This is a genomic window from Paenibacillus sp. MCAF9 (assembly GCF_052114265.1).
In the GTDB taxonomy this organism is placed as follows: Bacteria; Bacillota; Bacilli; order Paenibacillales; family Paenibacillaceae; genus Pristimantibacillus.
In genome coordinates this window covers 88510-114105 of sequence record NZ_JBFREL010000017.1, presented here as the reverse complement: position 1 = coordinate 114105, position 25596 = coordinate 88510, and the positions used below count along the sequence as shown (strand labels likewise).

General features: G+C 37.1%; 16 protein-coding genes and 2 pseudogenes. 15 read left to right on the top strand and 3 right to left on the bottom strand.

The window, feature by feature from the left end; all coding sequences use genetic code 11:
- Positions 1-58: 58 nt before the first annotated feature.
- Positions 59-747, bottom strand: a pseudogene (locus tag AB4Z45_RS22290) (transposase); the annotation flags it as partial.
- Positions 748-1803: 1056 nt separating this feature from the next.
- Here AB4Z45_RS22290 and AB4Z45_RS22285 point away from each other — a divergent pair.
- The 7 genes from AB4Z45_RS22285 (at position 1804) to AB4Z45_RS22255 (ending at position 15881) form a co-directional block, all read left to right on the top strand.
- The gene (locus AB4Z45_RS22285; protein ID WP_441911635.1) at positions 1804-3480 is read left to right on the top strand and encodes a hypothetical protein; all 1677 of its coding nucleotides are present in this window, start codon (positions 1804-1806) and stop codon (positions 3478-3480) included.
- Positions 3481-3493: 13 nt separating this feature from the next.
- Positions 3494-5083 (top strand): hypothetical protein, encoded by a 1590-nt coding sequence (locus AB4Z45_RS22280; RefSeq protein WP_441911634.1) that lies wholly within the window; start codon positions 3494-3496, stop codon positions 5081-5083.
- Positions 5076-10205: an FtsK/SpoIIIE domain-containing protein gene (locus AB4Z45_RS22275; protein WP_441911633.1), complete on the top strand. Its 5130-nt coding sequence runs from the start codon at positions 5076-5078 to the stop codon at positions 10203-10205. The genes AB4Z45_RS22280 and AB4Z45_RS22275 overlap by 8 nt, the downstream gene beginning before the upstream one ends.
- Positions 10206-10233: 28 nt before the next feature.
- Positions 10234-11133, top strand: coding sequence for a DUF4007 family protein (locus tag AB4Z45_RS22270; protein WP_441911632.1), 900 nt, complete (start codon positions 10234-10236; stop codon positions 11131-11133).
- On the top strand, positions 11117-14464 hold the full coding sequence (locus tag AB4Z45_RS22265) for a hypothetical protein (RefSeq protein WP_441911630.1): 3348 nt from the start codon (positions 11117-11119) through the stop codon (positions 14462-14464). The genes AB4Z45_RS22270 and AB4Z45_RS22265 overlap by 17 nt, the downstream gene beginning before the upstream one ends.
- 38 nt (positions 14465-14502) lie before the next feature.
- Entirely contained in the window at positions 14503-15300 is a 798-nt protein-coding gene (locus tag AB4Z45_RS22260) for a phosphoadenosine phosphosulfate reductase domain-containing protein (protein ID WP_441911628.1), read from the top strand.
- A 182-nt stretch (positions 15301-15482) separates the two neighbouring features.
- Complete coding sequence (locus AB4Z45_RS22255) at positions 15483-15881, top strand: hypothetical protein (RefSeq protein WP_441911626.1); 399 nt, start codon at positions 15483-15485, stop codon at positions 15879-15881.
- A gap of 72 nt (positions 15882-15953) precedes the next feature.
- On the opposite strand, the pseudogene AB4Z45_RS22250 reads toward AB4Z45_RS22255, so the two are convergent.
- Positions 15954-16341: pseudogene (locus AB4Z45_RS22250) on the bottom strand (transposase); the annotation flags it as partial.
- Positions 16342-16547: 206 nt separating this feature from the next.
- On the opposite strand from AB4Z45_RS22250, the gene AB4Z45_RS22245 reads away from it, so the two are divergent.
- From AB4Z45_RS22245 to AB4Z45_RS22230, 4 genes are all read left to right on the top strand, one after another.
- Entirely contained in the window at positions 16548-17075 is a 528-nt protein-coding gene (locus AB4Z45_RS22245; RefSeq protein WP_441911625.1) for a hypothetical protein, read from the top strand.
- 212 nt (positions 17076-17287) lie between these two features.
- Entirely contained in the window at positions 17288-18553 is a 1266-nt protein-coding gene (locus AB4Z45_RS22240) for an alpha-L-fucosidase (protein ID WP_441911623.1), read from the top strand.
- Complete coding sequence (locus AB4Z45_RS22235) at positions 18546-19460, top strand: metallophosphoesterase family protein (RefSeq protein WP_441911622.1); 915 nt, start codon at positions 18546-18548, stop codon at positions 19458-19460. The genes AB4Z45_RS22240 and AB4Z45_RS22235 overlap by 8 nt, the downstream gene beginning before the upstream one ends.
- Before the next feature lie 148 nt (positions 19461-19608).
- Positions 19609-20178, top strand: coding sequence for an SF0329 family protein (locus AB4Z45_RS22230; protein ID WP_441911621.1), 570 nt, complete (start codon positions 19609-19611; stop codon positions 20176-20178).
- A gap of 21 nt (positions 20179-20199) precedes the next feature.
- Here the strand turns inward: AB4Z45_RS22230 and AB4Z45_RS22225 are convergent, their stop codons facing one another.
- A complete protein-coding gene (locus tag AB4Z45_RS22225; RefSeq protein WP_441911620.1) occupies positions 20200-20949 on the bottom strand; it encodes an AraC family transcriptional regulator in 750 nt (249 codons plus the stop codon).
- 141 nt (positions 20950-21090) lie between these two features.
- Between AB4Z45_RS22225 and AB4Z45_RS22220 the strand changes: the two genes are divergently transcribed.
- The 4 genes from AB4Z45_RS22220 to AB4Z45_RS22205 all read left to right on the top strand — a co-directional run bounded on the left by AB4Z45_RS22220 (position 21091) and on the right by AB4Z45_RS22205 (position 25590).
- Positions 21091-22020 (top strand): nucleoside hydrolase, encoded by a 930-nt coding sequence (locus AB4Z45_RS22220; RefSeq protein WP_441911618.1) that lies wholly within the window; start codon positions 21091-21093, stop codon positions 22018-22020.
- A 509-nt stretch (positions 22021-22529) separates the two neighbouring features.
- Positions 22530-23168 (top strand): glycoside hydrolase family 11 protein, encoded by a 639-nt coding sequence (locus AB4Z45_RS22215; protein ID WP_076269489.1) that lies wholly within the window; start codon positions 22530-22532, stop codon positions 23166-23168.
- Positions 23169-23474: 306 nt separating this feature from the next.
- Entirely contained in the window at positions 23475-24323 is an 849-nt protein-coding gene (locus AB4Z45_RS22210) for a formylglycine-generating enzyme family protein (RefSeq protein WP_441911616.1), read from the top strand.
- A 226-nt stretch (positions 24324-24549) separates the two neighbouring features.
- Positions 24550-25590: an LLM class flavin-dependent oxidoreductase gene (locus AB4Z45_RS22205; protein ID WP_441911642.1), complete on the top strand. Its 1041-nt coding sequence runs from the start codon at positions 24550-24552 to the stop codon at positions 25588-25590.
- Positions 25591-25596 lie beyond the last annotated feature (6 nt).

Genomic DNA, 25596 nt, shown 5'->3' with positions numbered 1-25596 from the left:
TGCTGCATCCAATAATTTCACGATTAAAGAGGTCTACAAACAAGCATACGTAATGTCATGTACCGGCTACTCGTACGTATGTTAAATCGCTGACGACAACAGCGTATGGCTCTTTTTGATCTAATTCGCGTTGTAATACATTCTCAACGACGGCCTCATTAGAATCGTTCTTAACAGGCTTGTACTGCGCTACCGTGTAATTAGATACCAGGACATGTTTGCTCATGATCTGACCGATCTTACGGCGCGAGGCTAACAAGATTCGCTTTCCTAATTCAACCTTGATTTTTYGTGTGCCGTAGTTGTTTCGACTAGCTGAGAAGATCTCTAGAATCGCATCTTCTAGCTGCTGTTCTTCCTCGTTAGCGGCAGRCTCAGACTTGTAGTAATAGGTGCTTCGTGGTAGTTGTAGGACTGCGCACATTGCTGATACCGAGTACTTGTGTGCATTATTGCGAATCACATTTAYTTTCGTCCCATGATCAGCGCGGCTTGCTTTAAAATATCGTTCTCCATTTTCAAACGTTGAATTTCTTTACGTAATGCTAGGAGTTCGTTCTCTTCCTCTGTGCGATTATCTTTTTCTTTAAAGGAACCTGTCTTCTGACTTTGTGCGATCCAACGATCAAATGCAGAAGCACTCAGATCATATTCCTTAATGATGTTTGCTCTTGATTTTCCACTATCGTAGAGCTGGATCAACTGCTTCTTAAACTCGGCAGTAAATGTACGTCTTGGTTTTGGCATAGTAGATTCGCTCCTTCTCTGTTCCCTTCATTCTTTTTTTCTGTCTAACTTAGTGTAGACGATCCACCATTGAGCCGATCACGCATCAGAAACGAGGTGATCGGAATGGCTGGATTAAAGTTCGCCAACCTGACCTAGTGTTGATCACTTGGGAGGAGGGGTGGTGGGAACTGCTCCTATTTTAGTGCACCTTTGCATGGGTGTAAACTCTAGGTTTCATGTCCCGATTGCTGTAGGAAGTAATAGATAGCGTAGGACAATGGTGTTACATTAAGGTGAAATCTGAAGCATGCTCGCGACAAATCTCTGGTCTGAGGGACACGAACTTAATGAGTCTGTATTGAGGAGACGAAAATTCGTAAGTAAGGCTTCTAAGCCTAATATAGATTACTGAATGAGTCTTTAATGCATAAGGTGTTGCAATACCCATTCGAAAGGATATATCTGAGATAGAGTAGTGATGAAAACATACAGGCGTATTCGGAAGCTTATTTCCATGTTTAAAAAATAAAATATTCCAAATAACCTCATATATTCTTATTAATAACTTTGAGTAAGTCTTTTATCTGATTGAATCTATAGACCTACAAATTGTATTTGATTTCAGAATGTTAATTTATAACTTAATGGATATAGATGATGACCAACTTTCTGTTTCTAGATTCGGACTAATAATTTTTGAATTATATTATTAAATTTTCTAAATATAACATCCAACATTTATATAAGAGAAGAAAAAGAAGGAAATTTTGTTAATGTGTCGAATCTAATTCTTTAGACCTACTCTCTAGAAATGAAAATAGGTTTCCTATTACTATAATGAATATTAAAAAAGCTTAAAACGAAAAAATGTTTAAATAATAATACAACTAAAAAATAACTATTTTTTCTTATCAAGAATATAATTATTGCTTGATAAGATAAAGCTTTCTGATAAAGGTTGGAATGAGCATTATTACATAGGGGTATATAAGTGGATTACAGTATATATTCTGTTTTGGATGAATATTTAGAAATTAAGAGTGGGAAATGCAACTCAAATCTTGGGAGGATAATATGAACTCATTTGTACAATATTTAGACCAATACAATGTTTTGTCTCCTAATCATTCGAAAATATATGATGAGTACTCAAATTCTAATGATGAATACAAAATAAACATTGATACAAAGATAGAACAGTTTTTACTTAGTCTTTTTTCTGGAAATCCTAGAAGCGTCATAATGACAGGAAATGCTGGTGACGGTAAAACACGACTATGTCGAACAGTCTATGAGGAAATTACTGGTTTAAAGCTTGATCAATGGCCAGAAAGTGGTATTGTCGATGTGGCATATAATATGGGAACGATAAGAATTGTTAAAGATTTATCTGAACTTACCGAGGCTGTTATTTTTGAAGAGTTAGAACAATTGAATAGATTTATAAAGAATAGACATGAAAATAAGGTTTTTTATTTAATAGCTGCAAACGAAGGTAAATTAACGAAATGTTTGTCCCAGCGCTCTTCATTAGAAAAACTATATATACAAGTAAGAGACCGCTTTTTGGATCACAATGTGAATAATAATGACTTGCATTTGGTTAACTTACAAGATGTAACTTCGTCGATTTACGCTGAGAGAATATTAGCGGAATGGAATAAAGATGAGAATTGGAATGCATGTGAATCATGTACTAAGCAGAAGAGATGTATAATTTCACTTAATCATAGGAGAATGTCTCAAAAAAGAGTAGAAAACCGTCTCGTAGAACAATATCGTCTAATTGATTGTTTAGGTATTCATATAACAATGAGAGAGATATTAATCCATTTAAGTTATGTGATAACTGGAGGACTTACATGTAATGATATTTTAAATGCAGACTATGAAGATATAGAAAAATTATCAGAAATGGTTTATTACGATAACTTTTATGGAATTCAAATGCCGGATGTCACCTCTGGGGAAATGGGCGCGATTCGACATTTCAGAAAATTTAATCCTGGTCAAACTTCGATCTCAATCATTGATGATTTTCTTATGAATGGCGATATCAGCGGGAATGAACAAACTATTAAAAGTCATCAAGATGTCTTTAACGATGAGGTGGACTTGCTCTTTGGCTATTATCGTAAATTAATTGAACTTTACCGTATTCACAATCCTAATATGGATCAACATAGGATTTTCGAGAAAATGCCTAAGTTCCGTCGGAAATATTTTTTCGAAATAGATGAAGACAATCAAGAGATGAGGAAGGTCTTAGTACCTTACCGCTACTTTTATCGCTATTTGGACGGGTTGCAGAATAAACATTCTCACGCGATAATTCGCAGGGAATTAATACAAGGATTGAATTCTGCATTTTCTAAGAAATTAATCAGTAAATCAGAAACTCAACTGTATGCGGTAAATGAAAATTTGATGATTTATCAGGTGTTTTCGGTAAACCAAATTAAAATCATAGAAGACTCCTTACGAATAGACATTGATTATACCCCTTCACGTTTTTATATTTTAGTAAATAATGAGACAAAGCTTGAAGTGAAATTGCCTGTATTTGAGTACTTACTTAGACTTGCTAGCGGAGGGTTATTTGTTACTTTGAAACAAGAAGTAGATATATTACTAAATACGTTTAAGAATGATCTTATTAAGAAAAGCGAAATCGAAGAATTTATTCTCAGTGTGTTTGCTATGGACCCTCACAAGGGAGTTTATGTAGCTAACAACATAGATATTGGATAACGGGGGTTTAATTATGGAAACTAAGGAACAAACACACTCGCTAGATAAGTTCACATCTCAGTTATCTGCACACATATGGGGGCACCGTTTTAAAGATGGACAACGTGGTCCTGAATATGTATTGGAATTTTTAAACGTCTTATTTGGTGCCGATTATTCATTTAAGAAAGACAGATATAAAAGAACAAAAGCGGTTGGCCTTAGGAAATTCATATTTGAAGGTGTTAAGGAGGGCAGCGTTAGAGACGTCCTTGTACTAGATGACCATGAAAAAGAAAAACTTCAACAAGCCGTTCAAGAAAATGATTTGTATGTTATTAAGCATTTTTTACGTAATTTAGAAGTCACTTTGTATAATACAACTGGTAAAGAAGCAGATAGATCATGGTTTGCGAGATCATTATATCCCCTTCATGAGTCTCTCCTTTATTTCGAATTAAGAAAGAAAGGGAGGGACCTTTCGTTTGAGCGCAATTTTTTTGCTCGGGGTGGGGAATTGTACTTTTTAATGCTTGCATACGGCACAGAAAATTATGCAGAGCGCCGTAACTTTATTCAATCGCGGTTTCAAGACCTATTAACTAGAAATAAAGTTATTGAAAAATTGGTCTATAAAATATCGAGTGCATTCGAAGAATCAGAAAACCAAAATAATCAAACTGGTTTATTACGTACGGATAATAATGATGATAATGTTCCAAAACTACCGGAACCTGAAAAAAGTCAACCGTTATTTGAGATGTTTTCCATGGAGCTGGAGCAGTTATTATTACTTGACGTTGATATATATGAAATGTTTCATTTATTAACTTCACTAGTATGTTTTCAACTAACTAGATATATGCATGAGCGCGCGACGATTTTAGATAGTAAAAATCATACTTACTTTTTTGATTGTTTAGAAGGGAATAATAAACATATAACTCAAATCTCATCACGCAATTTTGACGAACATGAGAATCTGATTAAAGCAAGGTTTGAACATGAGTTTCAAAGGAAGTTTAGAGAAGCCCTTGGGGATTATAATAAAATAGAAGAACACCTTCCAAGATGGAAGGAAAATCCTAATGACATCATTGAGTTGTTGGGTTTAAATCAGATGCGCTCTCGTAAAGATGTAATTATTCGTACACTTCAAAAGTGTTCAAATGCTAAAGAAGTATATTCTAAGTTCTATTTAGTTGTGAAAGATGCAGTTTCAGATCAATTAAAGAAACATCAACTTAATATAACTAGGGTACTTACACGTGATGGGGGATTTGCAACATTCAGACGAGGATCAGTAGGAAATTATAGATACACGATTTCAGATTCATTTTTACAAATGATTGTTTTTACAACCATAAAGCCTATGGGGAAAATGGAGTATTATGATTTTTTGGATGAGATTTATAATAAATATCAAATTGTCATAGGAGAAGCACAAGCGAGAGAATGCGGAATATATAGTAAATCTAATCTCAATATAAGATATTTTCAAGAAAATGAGAAGGCACTGCGAAACAAATTAAGACAGAATGGACTATTAATTGAATTCTCAGATGCTACAGCAATGATTCAAAATCCATATGCAAGTTCGTTGGAGGAATTAACATATGCATAAGTTACCCTATCAATTATTAGGAACATGGGTTTTTCGATTAGTAAATCAATATTTTATTGAACAAAAGAAGCAGAGTGCAGAAAAGTTATTTCTAAAGATATCTGGTATAGATGATAGTGCAATGTTATTTATTTTAAATGCCTTTAGCGAATCGGAGCAAGATTTGGTACTACATTACAACCCGATAATAAGAACTTTAAAATATGCTGAAGGTTTTGACATGTATCGTTGTGGACCTCATGAGACGAGCACATGGCTTCGAAATAATACATCTTCTGGCAGTGCGCTTATTATTATTCTTAATGATAATTCTTCAGAAGCGCAAAGTTTAGAAAATATATTTACAATCGACGAGGCTCGATTAATGAGCTTTGAAGGAATGAATGTTCTATATGGAATACTAGCTGAGAACTTTAATATTTATGCAGATGAATTAAATACTCTAAAAACATTTTTTGCAATGTATCAAAAAATTACAGAACCCCAATTACGTAATGTATTATCTTTTCTAATTGAAATTGTGAATGATCCCCAAATTTCAATTATAGATAAGATTCAAGGACATTTGAATGAATTACAATTGTTTTGTGACAAAAAACTGGCCTTTACACAAAAAGAAGGATTGCAACGTCTGAAAAAAAACTTTAGTTTGTCTAGGTTTGAAAAAGATGGACGTGCAACTAATAAAGAAGATCTGGTAAACAATTTATATAATTTTCTTAACAGTGAAGAAGCAAATCAATATGAACATGAAATATGGGAAAATATCGATCCGGAATCATTCCGGCAGGATGCTTTAGAATATATCAATAACCAATCGAGTAAGTTTTTGAAATATGACTATGAGTTCGTATTAGCGGTATTTCAATTTAAAACTAAGAAACCTAAGATTGAGCAAAAGGTAGCAGGTTTTATAGAACAGTTAAGTACAAAACTGTCTAAAGATCAAAATGTACTTTTATCAGATACATTAGAAGCAATTGAAGAGGGGAATAACCCCGATAAAATTAAAGAGTTTGTTGATGAATTTAATGATGATTTACGATCAGAACCGAAGTTACTTAAAGAACTAGAACGTATTGTTGAGCGCCAGAGGCACCCACATGAATATTATGAACTGACTGACGCTTTATTATATGAAGGTCTTGCAATGCTTGAAGAAACACATGAAGAGCATAGTATTAGTGAGGCTAGTTTTGAATTATCGGTGATAGACAAGTACGCAAGTGAAGCAATAGTCAATTTGCTGAAATTCTATATGAATAATATAGAGTTGATAATACCGAAAATTCAATTTGATGCCTTAAGTATGCCGTTAATTGAAGACAAAGAGAAGGAAACTCAAGTTTCATTCCAGATAAAGCTAGTAAAGCATGGGTTCGAGCTGAATTCGAGAAAGTTTAAGTTGATGGAATTAACAGCATATCAATTACCATCAATGATTGAACAACTTAAGGATAATAGCAATATTCCTTATATCAAACAATATTTTGGGACGGATTCACAGCTTATTGATGTATTACAAGATGTTCGTGATAGAACTAAAGGATATATAGCAACCAATGAATTAGGTGTTAAAGAATCTTATACTGCTTTTCAGGATTTTGTTTTAATATATACCACTATGATCACAGGAGCTCTAGAACAGGGATTATGCAGCATAGATATTGACTTATTAGAAATTGAGCTAGAGACTTTGCTGGAAAATATTCATCAATCCACATTAATTTCAAAACATATTATTCAATATATTAGCTGTTTAGGAGCACTTGACCAGTATAACTGTAAAAAAAGTGAGATCGGCGCAGTTCAGCAAAGAACGTTGACCTTGCTTAATCCGATTCGCTTATTAAGTTATTTAAAGCGCTTGAGTCAAATAGATTATGAGTTAAACAAATGGGTCAATCAGTTGTCAAAGGGTAATGTGCGAATTGAAGAATTAGATGATTATTTGCAGCATATCGTCAATTCAGTTTCACATCTGGCTCCCAATTATTTTGTTGCAGAAGGAACAGGAGATCAATATCTTGTTGAGCAACAAGAGCGAATGGGGGAAGGGGAGTTCGCATTAAATGGTACGTCTAGCGGAGAAGAACAATTAGTAGAAACGTTCTCGGAAGAGTTGTTGAATACCGTGAAGACATATTTTGAGGTTTATCCATATGCAAAGGATTGTTTAGACCTAGTCTTCCTATATTGTCCACATGCTGATTATGTAACTAAATCAATTGATTCTTTATTTAAGAATACTGATGTTAATAAGATAAAAGCGATAGTCCATAGTGATACTAAAGGGGCAAGTTTTCATGAATCTTTTAATGGATGGTTAAATCATGAAGAAGACTACTTAAACGGAGCCAATGTATTTCCGAAGGTAGATATTCAAGTAATAGCGGAACAAGATATCAATGCAATTACCAATAGATTATCTACCGAGCTGCAGGATGCAGATATCGGGGTTTTAGTAAATTATTTTGGAAAGACCTCGCATATTAAATATAAGTTAGAAAAAATAGATGTCCATGAAACAATAGATTGGTTTGAAACGATTTATAAAGAACCTTTGAAAAAGGATGAAGCTGTAAAGAGGATTAGTTATGTCAGTGAAAAATTGCCCAAAGTGATGCAGTATTTTTACCAGATGCAATATATTATCCAGAGTAACGAGAAAATCAGTACAAATGAGCATTATTTACTTAGAAACATAATTTCAATTTCAAGTCTTTCAGATACACATTTAATTAATTTTATGCACGATCGTTGTAATTGGTCATTATTTATAGATCGCTATTTAGATAAGTCTTTATTACGTCAAGTATCATCTAAGGCACAGATAATTCGCTACAAATCAAAAGCAGGAAAGAATAAGGAATATCGTACTATTCTTTCTTCATCAAATTACATTAGAAAATTGGCTAATGAAATGGCGGATCATGCTTATTATGATCGCTTATATCAAAAATATATTTCGCTACTTAAAAATGACAAAATCAATAGAGATATTATCATAAAAGCAGTTGAACGGGTAAAGGAAATCTCGGGTGGAGTAGTTCTCAGAGCCATTGGTCCAGGCAAGTTTGCACATGAACTTATGGCTATTTATTTGTCGACACAAGCACGTATGGAAAAAAATGATGTGCTACATATTTGGTCATTATGTGATGAGTTACCTTGGTTTAACCGTTCTTTAAGACGACCTGATCTAGTAGGTACAAAGATCGAAAGAATAGATGACCAAATATTTATTGAATTTGAATTAGTGGAACTGAAATTCATATCTCATGGGATTTTAGAACAAGAAAGATTTGACGCCATTAAGCAAGTAAAGGCAGGGGTTGAGCTCTATCGTAATTTATTTTCATTTAACGATGAGCACATGAATGCAGAGCTCTGGCGCAAAGAATTTATCCACTATTTATTGGAGTTTGGAACATATTCTATTGAACATGCACATTTACTACGTCATATTCAAAGCGCACCTTTAAGTCAAATCAATGTGAAAATTTCCAACTCAATTGATACCTTTGTATATACATCCAATTTATTAGACCACTATAACTTTAGTGATCAAGAAAATGGTGAGGTTCAAGAGCTATTACTGAATGAATATAATAATAGAATTTATAATCGCTCATATATTCTAAATACTCTCGGTGCTACAACAGAGCAGTTTATTCCTGAGTATGAAGAAATTCAAGAACTTAAACAATTCGTAACTTCAAGTTTAAATATCTCTGAGACTAAACTAAGCATAGATCAGGAGTTAATTGAAGACGAAATGGGATATGAGGATAATCAGGAACAAACAGATTTAATATTGAATCACGAAGAAACAGTACATTATAGTGCCATTAGTGATTTAAGTAAGGATAAAACAGATGAATCGGATGTTTTTGTTTCTAGTGAATTTTTGGTAGCAGTCACTATTGAAGCAGAAGATACTAATTCAAAAGAAAATGTTATTCAAAATCAGACTTATCCGGAAATTGAAGCATTGCAAGGGCAAACATTATCGTACGAGGATCAAAATGATGATGTGACTGAGTTACTGGAACTATATCATAAAAAATTACGCTTCAATTTCAATCAGGTAGGAATTCCAATTAAGATACTGGATACTCTGGTTGGGGTCAGTGTTATTCGAGTTATTATCGAGATTCCAGGCGACAAACCATATAGCAGCATAGAAAATAAAACAAAAGATATCCAACTATGGTTACAATCTTCATCTATTCCACTTATTGCGATCCGGAATGGCAGAATTAATATTGATATTAATCGCGAGAAACCTGAAATCGTTTATTTTGAGAAATTTATGGAATTGGTTAGAAAAGATCTCGGGAAAAAGGAAATCCAAAAGAAGTTAGTGGCTCCACTAGGAATTGGTCAGCTAAACGAAATTATATCTATGGATTTTTCTAGTCCAGATACTCCTCATTTGCTCATTGGAGGACGGACAGGTAGCGGTAAGAGTGTGACCATAAATTCCATCATTCTAGGATTGATGTGTATGTATAAACCTAGTGAAGTACAATTCATTTTTATTGATCCTAAAAAAGTTGAGTTCCTCACTTACGAAAATCGTATACACACGAAAGAAGTCATAACGGAGATCGAAGAAGCAATTATTGCTTTAGAAAATCTTATAGAAGTGATGGAACAACGTTATAGATCGTTTGCACAAGAAGGAGTTACTAGTATTGATCAATTTGTAGAAGTGACAAATACGGATTTACCTCATATCATTGTTGTTTTTGATGAATTTGCAGATTTTATGGTTCAGGAGAAAAGTATGAGCAGCAGAGTAGAGAACGCAATTGTGAGGCTAGGAGCAAAAGCTCGTGCTGCGGGAATACATCTCCTTATTTGTACTCAAAGCCCTAAAGCAGATATTGTTCCTACTAATATAAGGAATAACTTGCCTGGAAGGTTGGCATTAAAAGCTGCTGATCATCATGCCTCTAAGATCATTTTAGATGAAGAGGGTGCTGAAAAATTGGCAGGAAAAGGAGATTTTCTTGCGAAGTTAGAAACACCGACAGCTCAACGAGGGAAGAGCCCACTACTTACATTGGGAGTTAAACGCGCATTACTTCAATATTTTAAAAATGGCCAACAGTAGCCTCGGCTTGAAAGGATGAACTAGTTCCATGAGATTTGGGCAACATCAAAGTTTTTACTTACGAATGAACTGGTTATCAAAAGCAATGAAGATGATTAATGAGGATATAGAAAAAGATCGGTTTTTTTATGATGAATTTGGCTTTGAACGAATTGGATTAGGTAGAAATATGGTGAAATCGCTAAAGTTTTGGACATTGGCGACTAATATTTTGACAGAAAGTAAAAATGATGATCAAAAACCAATACACAGGATAACTGCTTTTGGGCAAATGGTTTATGAATATGATCGTTTTATTAGATTATCATTAACGTCATCCTTATTACATTATTTTTTAGCATCTGAGAAACAACAAGCTAGTTCTTGGTACTGGTTTTTTAATGAATCAACTCATCGGTCAGCTACGTTTGAGGAAGTATTTGAGTCCTTGAAATTATGGGTTCAATCAAAAAGTAAAAAGCAGGTTTCTGACAATACTTTAAAGCGTGATTTAGAGTGTCTAAGACAACTCTATACAATCGGATCTAACCATACTTCGGATCCAGAAGAAGTAGTGATTAGTCCTTTATCTAGTTTAAGGCTTTTGCATGAGAATAGGGATGTGTTTGCTAAAAAAACTCCTAACATCAATGAACTAGATTTAGACTCGCTTTATTTTATCCTATTGAAATATTGCAAATCTAATCAAGTTCAAAGCCTCACTTTAGAGGAAATTCAGTACAAGCCGCTTCTATGGGGTAAAATATTCAATTTGACATCTAATCAAATTCTGGCTGTTTTAGAACAAATTCAAACCAGCAAGTTTTATCATGCCACCTTTATTAGAACGAATCAGATCTACAACTTGAATATTCCTGAAGAAGATCCATATTCATTCTTAGAAAAGGCGTATCAACGGAAGGTGGCTTTGCATGATGCAAGGATTTAAATCAAGTATAAATCTTCAATTCGACTTAGATGATTATAATGTTTTGAACAGATATATATTATCGTCATCGCATGCGGAGGCATTTCGCGGTATATTTGAAAGTTTGTTAACAGAACGTGGAATGCATTCTCACTTACTAATAGGTCCATATGGAACAGGTAAATCGTTATTAGCATCTATTGTTTGTCAGCTACTTTCGAAACAAGTTCCTAAAGACTTATTTGAAAGATTTTATGAACAGGTCAAACAATATGATGCTCAATTGGCAGATATGCTACTAAAAATAAATAATAATAAGATTGTTTATATTCCTGTTGTGATTAATGGTAAGACGGGCAATTTAAGAAAAATTATTAACAGCGCCATATACCGTTCTATTCATGAAGCAGACATTGGAATAAGCACTCCTAATGAAATTACCACAATTATAAATAAAATTGATCTATGGAAAACATCATACTCTGGAACCTATACAAAATTTCTTGAACATATAAAAAAATTGAACTTGAAAGAAAATGAGTGGAAACAATTAATTAAAGGGTACGATGAGCAGCTTATAAGTGAATTTAAATCATTCTATCCTTCGGTAACTTCAGGGTCAGCTTTGGTAACAGACCAGGAGGAAGAGTTTATAGAAAACATTCAGTTTATATTAGGGGAATTAAATAAAAAAAATATAGGATTACAAATTGTATATGATGAGTTTGGACGCTTTCTACAATCAGCACAATCACTAGAGTCCCAGCAAAATATGCAGGATCTACAAGACTTGGCAGAGCTTTCGAATAGTTATAGTAACATTCAACTATTAATTATTGGGCATAAGAATATTCGACAATATGCGGTACAAAGTAAAGAAAACATTAGATTAGAATTTGAGAAGGTAGAAAAAAGATTTCGTACTTATTCTTTTGAGACTGATCCTAATACATACCTTCAGTTAGCTTATGAAGCAGCATCTCCAATCAATCAGCGAACACTAAATGAAAAAAAAGAATTAGAATCTGTCGATGATCTACAATCGTACTCATTATTTAATGATTTTACGCCATTTCAACTAAATAATTATGTGATTAATGGTATGTATCCTTTACACCCAGCAGCTGTTACTTTATTACCTCATTTGTCGAGTATACTTGGACAAAATGAAAGAACCTTATTTTCATTTTTTGAAGATGAAGAACGATATGGACTTATTAATCATGCTGAATATGAGAAAGGTTATTATCATGCTGATAAGTTGTTCTACTATTTTGTTAATGACAACCAGGAAAACAAAGAACTAGCAGCACTTAAACTTTATCAAAAAGTTATTCAATATATATCACTAAATAAACCTATTCAACTTAGAATAGTACAGTTAATTACATTGTGGTCCGTAACGAATTTAACGGCAAAACAATTATTGTCTACTAATTTCATTTCATTTGCGCTAGGTGTGAATATTGAGTTAGTTGATGAAAACCTGAAACAATTATCATATCAGAAAGTCATAAGATTCAATCAAATATTAAACCAATGGGAGCTGTTTGAAGGTAGTTCTGTTGATGTGGAGCAGGAAATTAATGAAAGACTGATTACGACTATTTTAAGTAAGAAAGAAAAAATTGCAATTCTGGAGCAGCATCTAACACTCCAACATGTATTACCATATGAGTATAACGATCAAATGAGTATGCTTAGGTATGCACAAATAGAATTTGTATGGTTAGCAGATCTCCAAGACGTAATGCTTACATCTGATTATATTGATGATCGAATATTTTTTGTGTTGATTGAACATGAGGATCTATTTGACTCTACCCAACAACTAATTAAAGAAAATATAAGTGATTATATCGTTGCACTGCCGAATTTCACATCTGATGAAATAGAAATTAGTTTAAAAAGACATGAAATCATTACTCAAATGATTAAAGATCCTGTTTTTCTTTCTATAGATTCAAGATTAAAGAATGAACTACAATTTATAAAGCAAGAAATTAATAATTCTATACAGTCTTATGTGAATAAGTATCTACTATTTTCAGAGTTGAATTGGTGGTTAGCAGGAAATAACATCAAAATTAAAGGTATTAGGGAAATTGAAAATATTGTATCGAATCGAATGATACGAAAATATCCCAATACTCCTGAAATACGCAATGAATCGTTTAATCGGAGGAAAATAACAGCTGTTCAGAGAAGAGCTGCAATTGATGTTATTGATCGCCTAATACAATCACCCTATCAGCCTAACTTAGGCATTGAAGGGTATGGAGCCAACTATTTAATTTATGCTAGTGTATTAAAAAATAATGGATACCAAATGTCTTTAGATCAAGGAATTATTTGTCATGGGAATTTAGGAGTATTACGTTTGGCTTTACAAGCAGAACTACTAAGAAAACCAAATGGTCGTGTTTCTGATTTAGTGAAGTTATTTTTATTACCCCCATTTGGCATCCGTAGTTCCGTTATTCCTGTACTTTTTGTGTCATTGTTAAGAGATGTCTGGGAAAAGATTATGTTTTATGCTCATGATATGCATGCTTCTCATTTAAATGGCACAGTAATTTATGAGCTTATTGAACGTTCTGCTGAATACGAGTATAAGTTCTTTAATATAAGTTTGGATGAACAAAATAAGTTAATACATATCGGTGGTTTATTTGGACTTGAACCAAATGAATGTTCAAATATTTTATATGTCACAGAAGCAATGTTAAAGTGGTTGAGGTCACTTCCGAAATTCGCTCAGATTACGTATCAATTATCTGATGTAACAATTAACTCTAGAAATCTGATTAAATCAGCAGAAGTAGATCCCTATAGGCTTATAAATGAATTGACCACAGGGGATTTTTCACTATTACAAGCCAAAGAAGAATTGGAAGACTTCATTGAAACAAACCTGTCCATATTGATAGAAAAATTGCTGTCTATAACAGGGTGCAATAACATTGATGAATTTTTAGTACATATTTCTAGTGATAATGTAGAAGTAGTAGGTATGAATAGCAAGTTCTTGACTTTACCTCAACTGAGCAATGACGCTAGTGACTTAATGAAACTTTTAATTCATCATATGGTGGGGGTTGAAAGAACTGAATGGTCGGATGCAACTCAGGAACTTTTCCTCAACCAGTTCACACATGAATGGCAAGTACTTCAAGCATCAAAGGAGTTTGCGACAGGAAATGAAGAGCAGGTTGCGTTGGAAACGATTCAACTTTCAAAAAAGTCACAACTACTCTACACAAATGTTAAGAACATTCTTAAGTACGCAGGTAAAGATATTTCTAATCAGGAGATTAAGTTTTTGCTTATGAAGCTAATGCAAGAAGTTTAGTTGAAATGTCTTATATCATTATAAAGGGGATACTTAATATGGCCCGGAAACCTGTTCATGTTGCTATGTATAGTGGAGGAGCGTCATCAGCATATGTTGCGTACCATATGGTGCAAACATATGGTAGAGAAAATTGTATTTTGTTTTTCACCAATACGTTGTGGGAACATGAAGATAACTATAGATTTATGCACGAGGTATCAGATTATTTAGGTATGGAAATAACATATCGAACAGATGGACGTACACCCGAGCAGGTTTTTTATGATTATCGTTTTATGGGTAATTCGCGTCTTGCAAAATGTTCGGAAGAGTTAAAAGTTAGACATACTATAATTTTCTTAGAAGAATTACGGACTGAACATAACCTAGAGCCTATCTTATATTTTGGTATTGGGCGTCATGAGCAGCATCGTGCTGTAAACTTAAAGGATTTTTATGAACATTATCCACTTGAGCCAGTTGAAACGAGATTTCCATTAATAACTACGTTTCGGGAGGAAGTGGATGCTAAAAAAATAATTCAAGAGAAATGGGGAATAAAGCTACCTATTATGTATGAACTCGGGTTCTCACATGCAAACTGTGGTGGTAGATGTGTGAGAGGTGGCTTTCAACATTACGCTCATCTTTACAAAACGTGGCCAGACGTTTATATGGAGCAAGAAGAAATGGAAGAGCAATTCCGTACACATTTCGAAAAAAATGTTTCAATTTTAAAACGTGATGGTGGACCATTCACATTAAGAGAGTATCGAGAAATACTAGATAGAGAAGGAGCTCAAAAATATTTATCACTAGAAGAAGATACTGTCCCTTGTGTGTGCACAGTATAGTGATCTAAAAAAGAAATTAATTAAGCTATTGAACGACCCGCGATAGTAACGCTGGTTATTCAATAGCTTTTTTATGTGGTTATTAAGTTATGAACGATTAGTTCTTTTATTAGGAATCTTGTTATAAAAACCCCAGTAGTTAGCATACTAATTAACAATAATAAAAGAATGGGTGATTCAGTATGCAAAATATATTTGGGGAAGCTAGTGCTATAAGAGATGGGCAGGTATTATTAATAGCATTTCATTTTAATAAGAAATGCTTTTCAGTAAGAGATGCTAAATCAAGAAGAGTTATTACTTATGTTAAGGATATAGCACTACATGATGCTCAATTTGATGTTTCAATAAAAGGTAGATTACGTGTTCTGTTCGAACGAAAAAAAAATGTACATGCCTTTATTAGAGGAGTTTTCTATCAAAAAGAACAAAAGAATATATTGAATTTTAATGTCAAGGGATTAAGACAAGCTTACTATAATCCCTATACAACAGAACAGTTTATAGATAAAGAAACTCGTCAGGTAATAATAAACGCCAAAATTGTCTATTGTACTGATAAATCAGTATATTATAATTAAAACGTCTTTCTGATAGGGTCTGTCAAATCTTTTGTGTAAACTCTTTTACAGCTTTCTCACCGAGGGGAGAAATTATCTGAGATACTGACCAATTCGATCCGGGAAGAAGACAGATAACTGAACTGGAGGAGCATTTGTCCCCAATTTTGCATACGACCTGTCCACTTACGAGTTACGTCCATGGTGGCTAGATAGAGCATTTTTAATAGGGTATCATCCGTTGGAAAAATGCTTTTCCCTTTCGTCACCTTTCGCAGCTGACGGTGGTAGCTCTCGATGATGCTGGTTGTGTATATAATCTTTCGAATTTCTGCTGGATACTTGAAGAAAGTAGCAAGCGCGTCCCAGTTTTGGCGCAAGGAGAGCACAATGAGCGGGTATTTGCTCCCCACGTTTCCTCGAAACGATCTAGCTCAAGCAATGCGATTTCTTCGTTATTGGCTTTGTAGATGGGTTTGAGTATACTACGGTTTTCAACTCCGATTAACAAAACGGTTGCTCTCGGAAGGAATGCAAGTAATAGCTTTGATCCGATCTAATTTCCAGAATAACGATTCTCTTGTTCGAGAATCCCTAAATGATATCAAATCGAGTGAAGAACGAATCGATTTGATTTTTAATAATGCAGGTATTATGCCTGAGAAGATAAACTACTAGGAGCGGGAAATGCAATTCGAGGTACATGCGGTAGTTCCTTATATCATCTTTATGGAATTAAGAGAACTACTGTTAAAAGGAATTATGAAAACAATAGTCAATACCTCCTCCAATACTTTGCTAATGGTGAAACAGTTTGAAATTGAGAAACTAGAGAATCCGACTAAATTCAAAAAAATAATTGGTGGATATGCAACTTCAAAGCTAGCTCTTTCTCTCTGGACGCAAGCAGCATCACAGACAACTTCTGTAGAAGGTATCGAAATAAGGAGTGTTTGCCCAGGACCCAATAAAACACCTATGAGCGGAAGTTCGGGGATGCCAATACACATGATTCCGATTCGCAATCTTTTCTTTTCCGCTCCAAGCAAGGGGGTTGCGCGACTTTATGAAGCTGCATTCGGAGTGAATAGGGGGAAAACGGGTGTCTTCATCAACAAGGGGAAAATTTCGCTTGTAAAATTCATGCAAGAAAGTCGAAATGTACTGGAAAAAGTAGATTCAATATACAAGCTGGAGTTTTTCAAAAAATTATGAAACTCCCAACAATCTGCGCCTAAAAACAATTTGAGTTCCAGTGGTCTTTATTTCTAGAGGTAGGGTATCGGAAATTGGTTTAGTTTTATAAAAAAATCAAGGAATATACTGGTGTTGGCTCGAATGAATATCACAATAAAGCGAAAATGAGTTAGTAGGTTATTTTCTAGTGTGAATAAAAATACTCCATTAATGAAGAAGAGGTGCTTAAGATGACAGTAAATTCTATTATTAAGCCAAGCCTGAAACAACTCGAATATCAATCCTGGGAGTTCGGATTATTTGTGCATTTTGGTCTACGAACGTTTTATGAAGGGTACGTAGATTTTGATCCAAGAGGCATGTCCCCCGAGTTGTTTAACCCGCAGCAATTGGATTGTGAGCAATGGATCCGTACGGCGAAGGAAGCCGGAATGAATTATGCTGTACTTACGGCTAAGCATCATGATGGGTTTTCTAATTGGCCGTCGAAGTACAGCTCGTTCTCTACGAAACAATCACCATGGAAGGATGGTCAGGGCGATGTTGTTCGGGAGTTTATAGAGGCTTGTCGAAAATATGATGTAAAGCCTGGTTTATATTATTCTCCTTTTGACGGATCTGCGGATTTCTATAACCAGGATGCAAGCGCTTACGATGATTATTTTGTAAATCAAATTACAGAGCTGCTAGGTCAATATGGAGAGATTGATATTTTGTGGTTTGACGGTTGTGGCTCGGAGGATCATGAATATGATTGGAAACGAATCATCGGAGAAATTCGCCGCCTTCAACCGAATATTTTAATTTTTAATATGGGAGATCCTGATTTCCGGTGGGTCGGGAACGAGGATGGCATTGCGCCGATTCCATGCTGGAATGTCGTGGATTCGCTTGAGTTTTCGATCATGACCGAGGAAAAGGAAGCTTTGACGGATAAGCTATGGCTGCCTGCGGAATGTGATGTGCAGATGAGAGCGAATTGGTTTTATAGCGATAGCGACGAGCATACGATCAAAAGTCTGGATCAGCTCATAGGCTTATACTATTATTCGGTAGGGCACGGTACGAATTTGCTGCTGAATATCGGCCCGGATAGACAAGGTTTGCTGCCTTCGAAAGACACAAGCCGACTCGCTGCAATGGGCGCAGAAATTCGAAGAAGATTTGACAGCCCCATCGCGACCTTGGAGCAATGTACTCACAACCAAAATGAATGGATTTATGAGCCTGCTGATCCACATCTGATTGATCATATTGTTATTCAAGAGGATTTATCTTCTGGGGAGCATATTTTGAGTTTTCAAATCAATATTATGACAGAGAAATCGCATCGAACCATAACGGTATATGAGGGACAAAATATTGGTCATAAGGCTATTGTACGAATTCCGCCAGTTAAAGTTCGAGGCGTCACTCTAACCGTGACAAAGTCGCAAGGCGAGCCTACTATTAAGGAGCTATCATTTTATTATGTTGGGGAGATTCGGAATGAATAAAGCATTAAAATTCCGTACTGACGGTACATTCAAAATAGTCCAGTTTTCTGATACCGAGTATATGGATGATGCCGCTGACCTAAATGAGCGAACCGCTGACATGATGCGAACCGTCATGGAGACGGAGCAGCCTGATCTTGTTGTATTTGCAGGTGATGTCATTGGCAGTTTGCGCTGCAGCAATCCAGAGCAATCATTCCGAGATGTAGTATCAACTATAGAAGCGATGAAAGTCCCGTGGGTTGCTATTTTCGGCAATCACGACTCGGAAGCGGGAATTACAAGGGAACAGCTAATGGAAATTCAACTGAGCCATAGCTATTGCGCCGCTGAACGGACGGCTGAGTATGTCAGCGGTGTAGGCAATTATGTATTGAGAATACAGGGTAGTGATGAACGTTTCGCGGCAGCTTTATATTTTTTGGATAGCGGCAGTTATTCTGCCTTGCCTCACATTCATGGATATGATTGGATTCGCAGAGATCAAATTGACTGGTATGCGGCACAATCGAAGACATTCACGGATCAGAACGGAGGACAACCTATCCCTTCACTAGCATTCTTCCATATTCCGCTGCCGGAGTATCAAGAGGTATGGGATAAGTCCGAGTGCCATGGCGAAAAAAGAGAAGAGGTTTCTTGCCCTCGTATTAACAGCGGTTTATTTTCCGCAATGGTAGAGATGGGCGATGTTATGGGGACCTTTGCAGGGCATGATCACGGAAATGATTATTCGGGCGAGCATCATGGCATTCGCCTTTGTTATGGACGCTCTTCAAGCTATATTATATGGGATACGGATATTCCAATTGGTGCAAGAGTGATTGAATTGCAACAGGGATCCAGAACGTTTGATACTTGGCTGAGATTAAGTGATGGATCGGTTCAGCAGCGCTCGATAGGGTAATATTTAGAAACCGTCAATAAACGTTAGAATTTGTTATAATGGATAACAAGCGTTATGTTGGCCTCCACTCACAGCGGTGGAGGTTTTTTCATGCTACGAATCCCTCAATAGGTATCTATAATATAGAACATAGAAATTAGGAGGCAATATGTCCTGGAGCAAATTGAAGCAACAGCTTGAGAGTTTTCTCTCTCCTGCTTTACATGGCAGGTTCGAATATCGTGCAACCAGCTATCGTTATTTACCTGACAAAGCAGGTCAATGTTATATTGCGGTAGATAAAAAGAACGTACTCAGTATGAGTGATAGCACTACCTTAATTAGATGGTATCAGACGGAGCTGGAAATTAAGAATGATTCAGCTATCGAAATTCCTATCAACCATGAGGAAATTGAAACGGTGAGAAAAGATACCAATGGGAAAGTTCCTGAGGATCGTCTAAAAGTAATGGCAAGAAGCAGAAAACTATCCGAATATGCTAAGGAAATTTTTTCAGCACAATCATCATTAAGTAAATCAAATTTTGTCGTTGTCGCTAATAAGTTTTTATCCACTTCTATAGAGGAAAGCCTAGAGAGCAATGATATTTTATTGAATATTCTAGCTTTGGTGGACAGACGAATTGGGAAAAAGCGGCTTTTAAACATGGGCGAGAAGATGAAGTTAAAGCATCCCATTGTGCAGTATTTTTATGAACTACGGCTTAATACGTTATGAAAATAAGTTACTCATTCACCTCTAATCACCGGCGAGCTCTCTATACTGCTTCGGGGTTATTTCCGTTTCCCGCTTAAACAGGCTGCAAAACTGCGCATCCGTCGAAAAGCCGCATTCCATCGCGATAACCGATATTTGCAAGGGGGTATGCCTAAGCAATGTTTTGGCATGCTCGATCCTACGCTGCAAAATATATTGGCTGGGAGATAACCTCATCTTCTCTTTGAATAAATGACGAAACCGATCATAGCTATAACCAGATTGGTCGGCAAGAGCTTGGAAGTCAATTTTCTGCGTATAGTACTCATCGATGAAAGCCTGGGCGAATCGGATAATGTTATGGCGGCTATCTGGTTCTTGGGAAGGTTGAGCCCGAAGTACCTCCAAATATAGACGCGAAATCAAATTATCGAGCAATTGCTTATAGAAGGGGGGCTTATCACGAAGCTCTTTGGCCATCATCTGCATGAGGCCAAGAATAGGCCTTGACGGGGAATCCTGGTAGATTCCTTCTTTCAAGGGAGGATAGATGGTGCTGGTGAATCCCGTAAACATAACCTTCGACTGCTTGCCATGCCGTTCATCGTGAGGCGTGCAGGGTGCAATTATCGCATAATCACCTGCCTTGAAAACATGTTCGGCATCCCCGATTCGAGTTGTCCCCTGACCGCAGTCGTAATAAACCAGCTCATAACACTGATGGTGATGCATTGCAATATGCTCATGCTTCGCTCTCGTTTCTTGATAAAAGAAATCCAATGAGGCTGCCATTCATAGCTCTCCTGTCATCGTAGCCAATTCGTGATATAGAACGACCGTATGATGCTACTACATTATTTAAATTATTTATAAAATGAATTCATTATAGCATGGCTGAAAAGCCAATTCATTATATAAATGGAGGTAGATGATATGGGTCTAGATTTCGGGGCATTGCCCGTAGATGAGCTGGTTTGCAAATTGGAGGCACCGGGCAGTAGAGTTAGGATGGTGCTCGATACGGATACTTTTAACGAGATCGACGACCAATTTGCAGTTATTTATGCGCTATTGTCACCAGAAAAAATAGAGCTTCAGGCTCTATATGCAGCACCGTTTCATAATGAGCTCTCTACGGGGCCCGATGACGGGATGGAAAAAAGCTATAAGGAAATCATTCGCATTCTTAAGTTAATGAATCGAGAGGATGTCCCAGTCTATCGCGGCTCCGAAGCTTATTTGCCTACTGATAGCTCCCCGATTCGCAGCGAGGCAGCTCTAAACCTAGTAGAACGCGCAATGGCAAGCGATAAGAATGATCCATTATATGTAGTCGGTATCGGTGCCATTACGAATATTGCGAGTGCCATTCTGCTAGAGCCGCGAATCATTGAGCGCATCGTTGTAGTCTGGCTGGGAGGCCATGCACTGGATTGGCCTGACACTCGCGAATTTAATCTCGAACAGGATCTCTACGCATCGAGAACCGTAATGAACTGCGGAGTGCCATTGGTCCTTATCCCATGCATGGGAGTGGCTTCAAACCTTCGCACGACACTATCGGAGGTTAGAGATTATGTAAAGCCTTCCGGCGCAATTGGAGAGTACCTCTATGAGACGTACAAAAACTGCAAGGATGATCATTTCGCCTATTCCAGAGTGATATGGGATATCTCGGTTATCGCATGGCTGAATCAGCCCAAGTGGGTTCCTTCGCGGCTTATTCCAAGCCCAATCATCTCCGAGGATTTCCGCTGGAGCACGGATAGCACAAGACATTTGATACGCTGTGCAAGCTATATTGACCGTGACGCGGTATTTCAAGATCTGTTCTCCAAGCTTGCTCTAAGCAAAGTGGAATAACAAGATGACCAAGCCGAGAATAACAGTTGAAGGCTAACTCAATTTAGCACTTGTAGTTCCGTATCTTGCATTTGTTTAATAGGTTATAGCGAAGGGCCCCTGTCATTCCAAGCGGAATGATAGGGGCTCTTTTGATAGATCTTACTTTAAAAAAGGGAATGCTGACGATATTGAGGGGCGGGTGCAGACCTTGGTTCCTTGAGCGTTTCAAAATATTAGTTAATATGTGGGGGCAAATCTATAATTTGTTAAGTTGTAATGTATGCGCTTACTTTCTATAATTTAGTTAATCAAGACATGAATTGTCTTGTGTTGAAAGAAAAATTCCTTTAGATAGGAGGGACAGATTTCACGTTTTTTGAAACAGGACAAGTTACGAACTGTACTGCAAGGAAAAACAACCGACAAACAATGAAAGGAGAGAGATTTATAAAAATTTATAAAAGGTAATATTCAAGTAGTGTGTAGGCAAGCAGTAACAAACACTAAATTTTAGGAGGTAATAATATATGTTTAAGTTTAAAAAGAAAGTGTTTACGCTAGTTATTGCAGCTTCAATGAGTATTTCCAGCTTGTTTGCAGTATCCGCAAGTGCAGCGACAGACTACTGGCAAAACTGGACCGATGGTGGCGGTACAGTTAATGCTACTAATGGATCTGGTGGGAATTACAGTGTCAGCTGGTCAAACACCGGAAATTTTGTGGTTGGTAAAGGCTGGAATACTGGATCGCCATCTAGAACAATAAACTATAATGCCGGCGTCTGGGCGCCGTCCGGCAATGGGTATTTGACTCTCTATGGATGGACAAGAAACTCACTCATTGAATATTACGTCGTTGATAGCTGGGGCACTTATAGACCTACAGGAACATTTAAAGGCACAGTGTCCAGTGATGGAGGAACATACGATATTTATACGACGCAACGAGTCAATGCACCTTCCATTGACGGCACAAAAACGTTCACCCAGTTCTGGAGTGTCCGCCAGTCTAAGAGAGCGACAGGCAGCAACGTCGCTATCACTTTTGGCAACCACGTAAGTGCATGGCAGAGTAAAGGAATGAACCTCGGAAGCAGCTGGTCCTACCAGGTGTTAGCGACAGAAGGATATCAAAGCAGTGGCAGCTCTAACGTCACGGTTTGGTAACCGTTCAGCTACAATTAGGGCGATGAATTGGCGCACGATGAATCTAGTGTGTTGAGAATGTGTTTAATCTTTTGATAATGTTAAGGTCGCTCGGTCTCACAGCCTGCGGCCTTATCTATTTCAAAAAATGATAGAACCTACATGCTACTTGACTATTATCTTTTAGAATCCATCCAGTTGGATCCTTCAGTTTGGACGCATTGAGGATCGTTTCCCATAAGATAAACGCTCCTCGATGCTGCCAGAGGAGAGTTGTAGTCTGTTACGGACTATAATTTTTCCTAAACGTTTAAAGGAGATATAACAATGAGAAAACTAATCGTTTTTCTTATCATAGCAATAATGGTTGTTGTCAGTGCTTGTTCGCAAGAAAAGCCTGATAAAACTTCGAATAAAATACCAGATGACTTTGTCTTAGTCAAGGGCGGACCGTTTATGAACAAGAAGTCCAACTACTATGGGGAAAAAGTAGCATTATCGAATTTTTATATCGGCAAATATGAGGTAACTCAAAAAGAGTGGATTGAGATTATGGGGAGCAATCCCTCGGAATTTAAAGGCGACAATTTGCCAGTAGAAATGGTGAGTTGGTATGACGTTGTGGAGTATTGTAATAAGAGGAGTATCAAAGAGGGATTAACACCGTATTACTCCATAGACAAGAATAATAAAGATCCGAAAAATACAAGTGAAAACGATAATCTAAAATGGACAGTAACGATCAATGCAGGAGCGAATGGTTACCGATTGCCGACAGAAGCAGAGTGGCAATATGCTGCAAGCGGTGGTCAGAAGAGCAAAAGTTACACCTACAGCGGAAGCAATAATGCAGATGATGTCGCATGGTATTGGAAAAACGCTGGAGATAAAATGTTATCAGGAGAATGGAACTGGCCTATAGTAGAGAGCAACCATAACAAAACAAAATCCATCGGTGTCAAGAAACCCAACGAGTTAGGGCTTTACGACATGTCAGGCAATGTAAGGGAATGGTGCTGGAACGGGTTTGGAGACTCAGAAAGCAATAGTAATTCTACCCGAGTTGTGAAGGGCGGGGGCTGGCTTGGTGATGTTGGCGAGTTATCTTATCTGAGCAATTTTGAGGCAAATGGCATGGGTCCCGATCAAGGTTTTCGTGTGAGCCGCGACGAATAAAGGATAAAACCCCAAGAAGAAGGGTCAAAAAGCGTTGATTGACAATGCTGTGCAACGATGATAACTTAAAAAATATAAAACATATTAAACTCATCGGAATTACAAGCTGTCTGGACAACCGGAAGCATGGATTATTAAATCCATGCTTTTTTTTATGTTCACAAAGGGTAGGTTTGAAAAGAGCTTATTAGCGATTGAGTCCGGCTTAGAGAGGAGAGTGCAAATCTTGAAATTTGCTTTGTTTAGCCTAATGATGAACATACCGAATGCTGTAAGCGGGGAAACATTGACCACCCACCAGAAATTTGAGAACGTACTTAAACAGGCTGTCCTTGCCGAAGAACTTGGCTTTGATGCTTATGGAATTGGAGAGCGGCATGGAGCACCGTTTATCTCATCTTCGCCACCAGTCGTTCTGACCGCGATTGCTGCCAGAACCGTAAAGATCCGTTTGCTTACAACGGTCACCGTTCTAAGCGTTCTCGACCCAGTGCGTGTTGCTGAGGACTATGCCACACTGGACCATCTCTCGGGAGGTCGACTCGAGATGATTATTGGCAAAGGAAACGACCCTCGCCATTATCCGCTTTTTGGAATTACCGAAGACGAACAATGGGAATCCCTTGCAGAGCGGTATGCACTACTGAAGCGCTTGTGGCATGAAGAGAACGTAACCTGGCAGGGGCGCTACCGTTCACCGCTTGAAAATGTGACTACCGAGCCAAGACCCTTTCAGCATTCAATTCCGGTCTGGCATGGAAGCGCATCTAGCACGCTGTCGACCGAATTGGCTGCGAAATATGGTGAACCGATTTTTTCCTCCAATACGTTTCACCCACAGGCTAAATATAAAGCATTAATCGATCATTATCGCGAGAGATTGGCCCATTATGGCCATGATCCTCAAAAAGCAATGGTTGGCTCGGGATTTGGAAGCTTATATCTGGCGAACACCACAGAGGAAGCCGTCAAACGATATAGGCCCTATTACGATGCTTTCCATGCTACGGCTGCATCGCAGCACAACAACTCGCCTTTCAAAGACCTCGAGGACAATGTACAAAATGGGCCTGCCTTGATCGGCAGCGCTGATAAAGTGATCGAGAAGATTTTAAACTATCATGAAGCTTACGGGCACCAAGTGGTCAGCATCAGTGTAGATGGCTTGTCAGAAATGGAGCAACGTGAGCAAATTGAACGATTTGCTACTGAAGTGGTCCCTGTGCTGCGTCGAGAGGTTCCTAGTACAGTATGGAATAGTCCGTAATCATAG

Bases quoted from the DNA above. Each gene is read 5' to 3' on its own strand.
- AB4Z45_RS22285 (WP_441911635.1), top strand. From the start codon at position 1,804: ATGAACTCATTTGTACAATATTTAGACCAATACAATGTTTTGTCTCCT.
- AB4Z45_RS22280 (WP_441911634.1), top strand. From the start codon at position 3,494: ATGGAAACTAAGGAACAAACACACTCGCTAGATAAGTTCACATCTCAG.
- AB4Z45_RS22275 (WP_441911633.1), top strand. From the start codon at position 5,076: ATGCATAAGTTACCCTATCAATTATTAGGAACATGGGTTTTTCGATTA.
- AB4Z45_RS22270 (WP_441911632.1), top strand. From the start codon at position 10,234: ATGAGATTTGGGCAACATCAAAGTTTTTACTTACGAATGAACTGGTTA.
- AB4Z45_RS22265 (WP_441911630.1), top strand. From the start codon at position 11,117: ATGATGCAAGGATTTAAATCAAGTATAAATCTTCAATTCGACTTAGAT.
- AB4Z45_RS22260 (WP_441911628.1), top strand. From the start codon at position 14,503: ATGGCCCGGAAACCTGTTCATGTTGCTATGTATAGTGGAGGAGCGTCA.
- AB4Z45_RS22255 (WP_441911626.1), top strand. From the start codon at position 15,483: ATGCAAAATATATTTGGGGAAGCTAGTGCTATAAGAGATGGGCAGGTA.
- AB4Z45_RS22245 (WP_441911625.1), top strand. From the start codon at position 16,548: ATGCAATTCGAGGTACATGCGGTAGTTCCTTATATCATCTTTATGGAA.
- AB4Z45_RS22240 (WP_441911623.1), top strand. From the start codon at position 17,288: ATGACAGTAAATTCTATTATTAAGCCAAGCCTGAAACAACTCGAATAT.
- AB4Z45_RS22235 (WP_441911622.1), top strand. From the start codon at position 18,546: ATGAATAAAGCATTAAAATTCCGTACTGACGGTACATTCAAAATAGTC.
- AB4Z45_RS22230 (WP_441911621.1), top strand. From the start codon at position 19,609: ATGTCCTGGAGCAAATTGAAGCAACAGCTTGAGAGTTTTCTCTCTCCT.
- AB4Z45_RS22225 (WP_441911620.1), bottom strand. From the start codon at position 20,949: ATGGCAGCCTCATTGGATTTCTTTTATCAAGAAACGAGAGCGAAGCAT.
- AB4Z45_RS22220 (WP_441911618.1), top strand. From the start codon at position 21,091: ATGGGTCTAGATTTCGGGGCATTGCCCGTAGATGAGCTGGTTTGCAAA.
- AB4Z45_RS22215 (WP_076269489.1), top strand. From the start codon at position 22,530: ATGTTTAAGTTTAAAAAGAAAGTGTTTACGCTAGTTATTGCAGCTTCA.
- AB4Z45_RS22210 (WP_441911616.1), top strand. From the start codon at position 23,475: ATGAGAAAACTAATCGTTTTTCTTATCATAGCAATAATGGTTGTTGTC.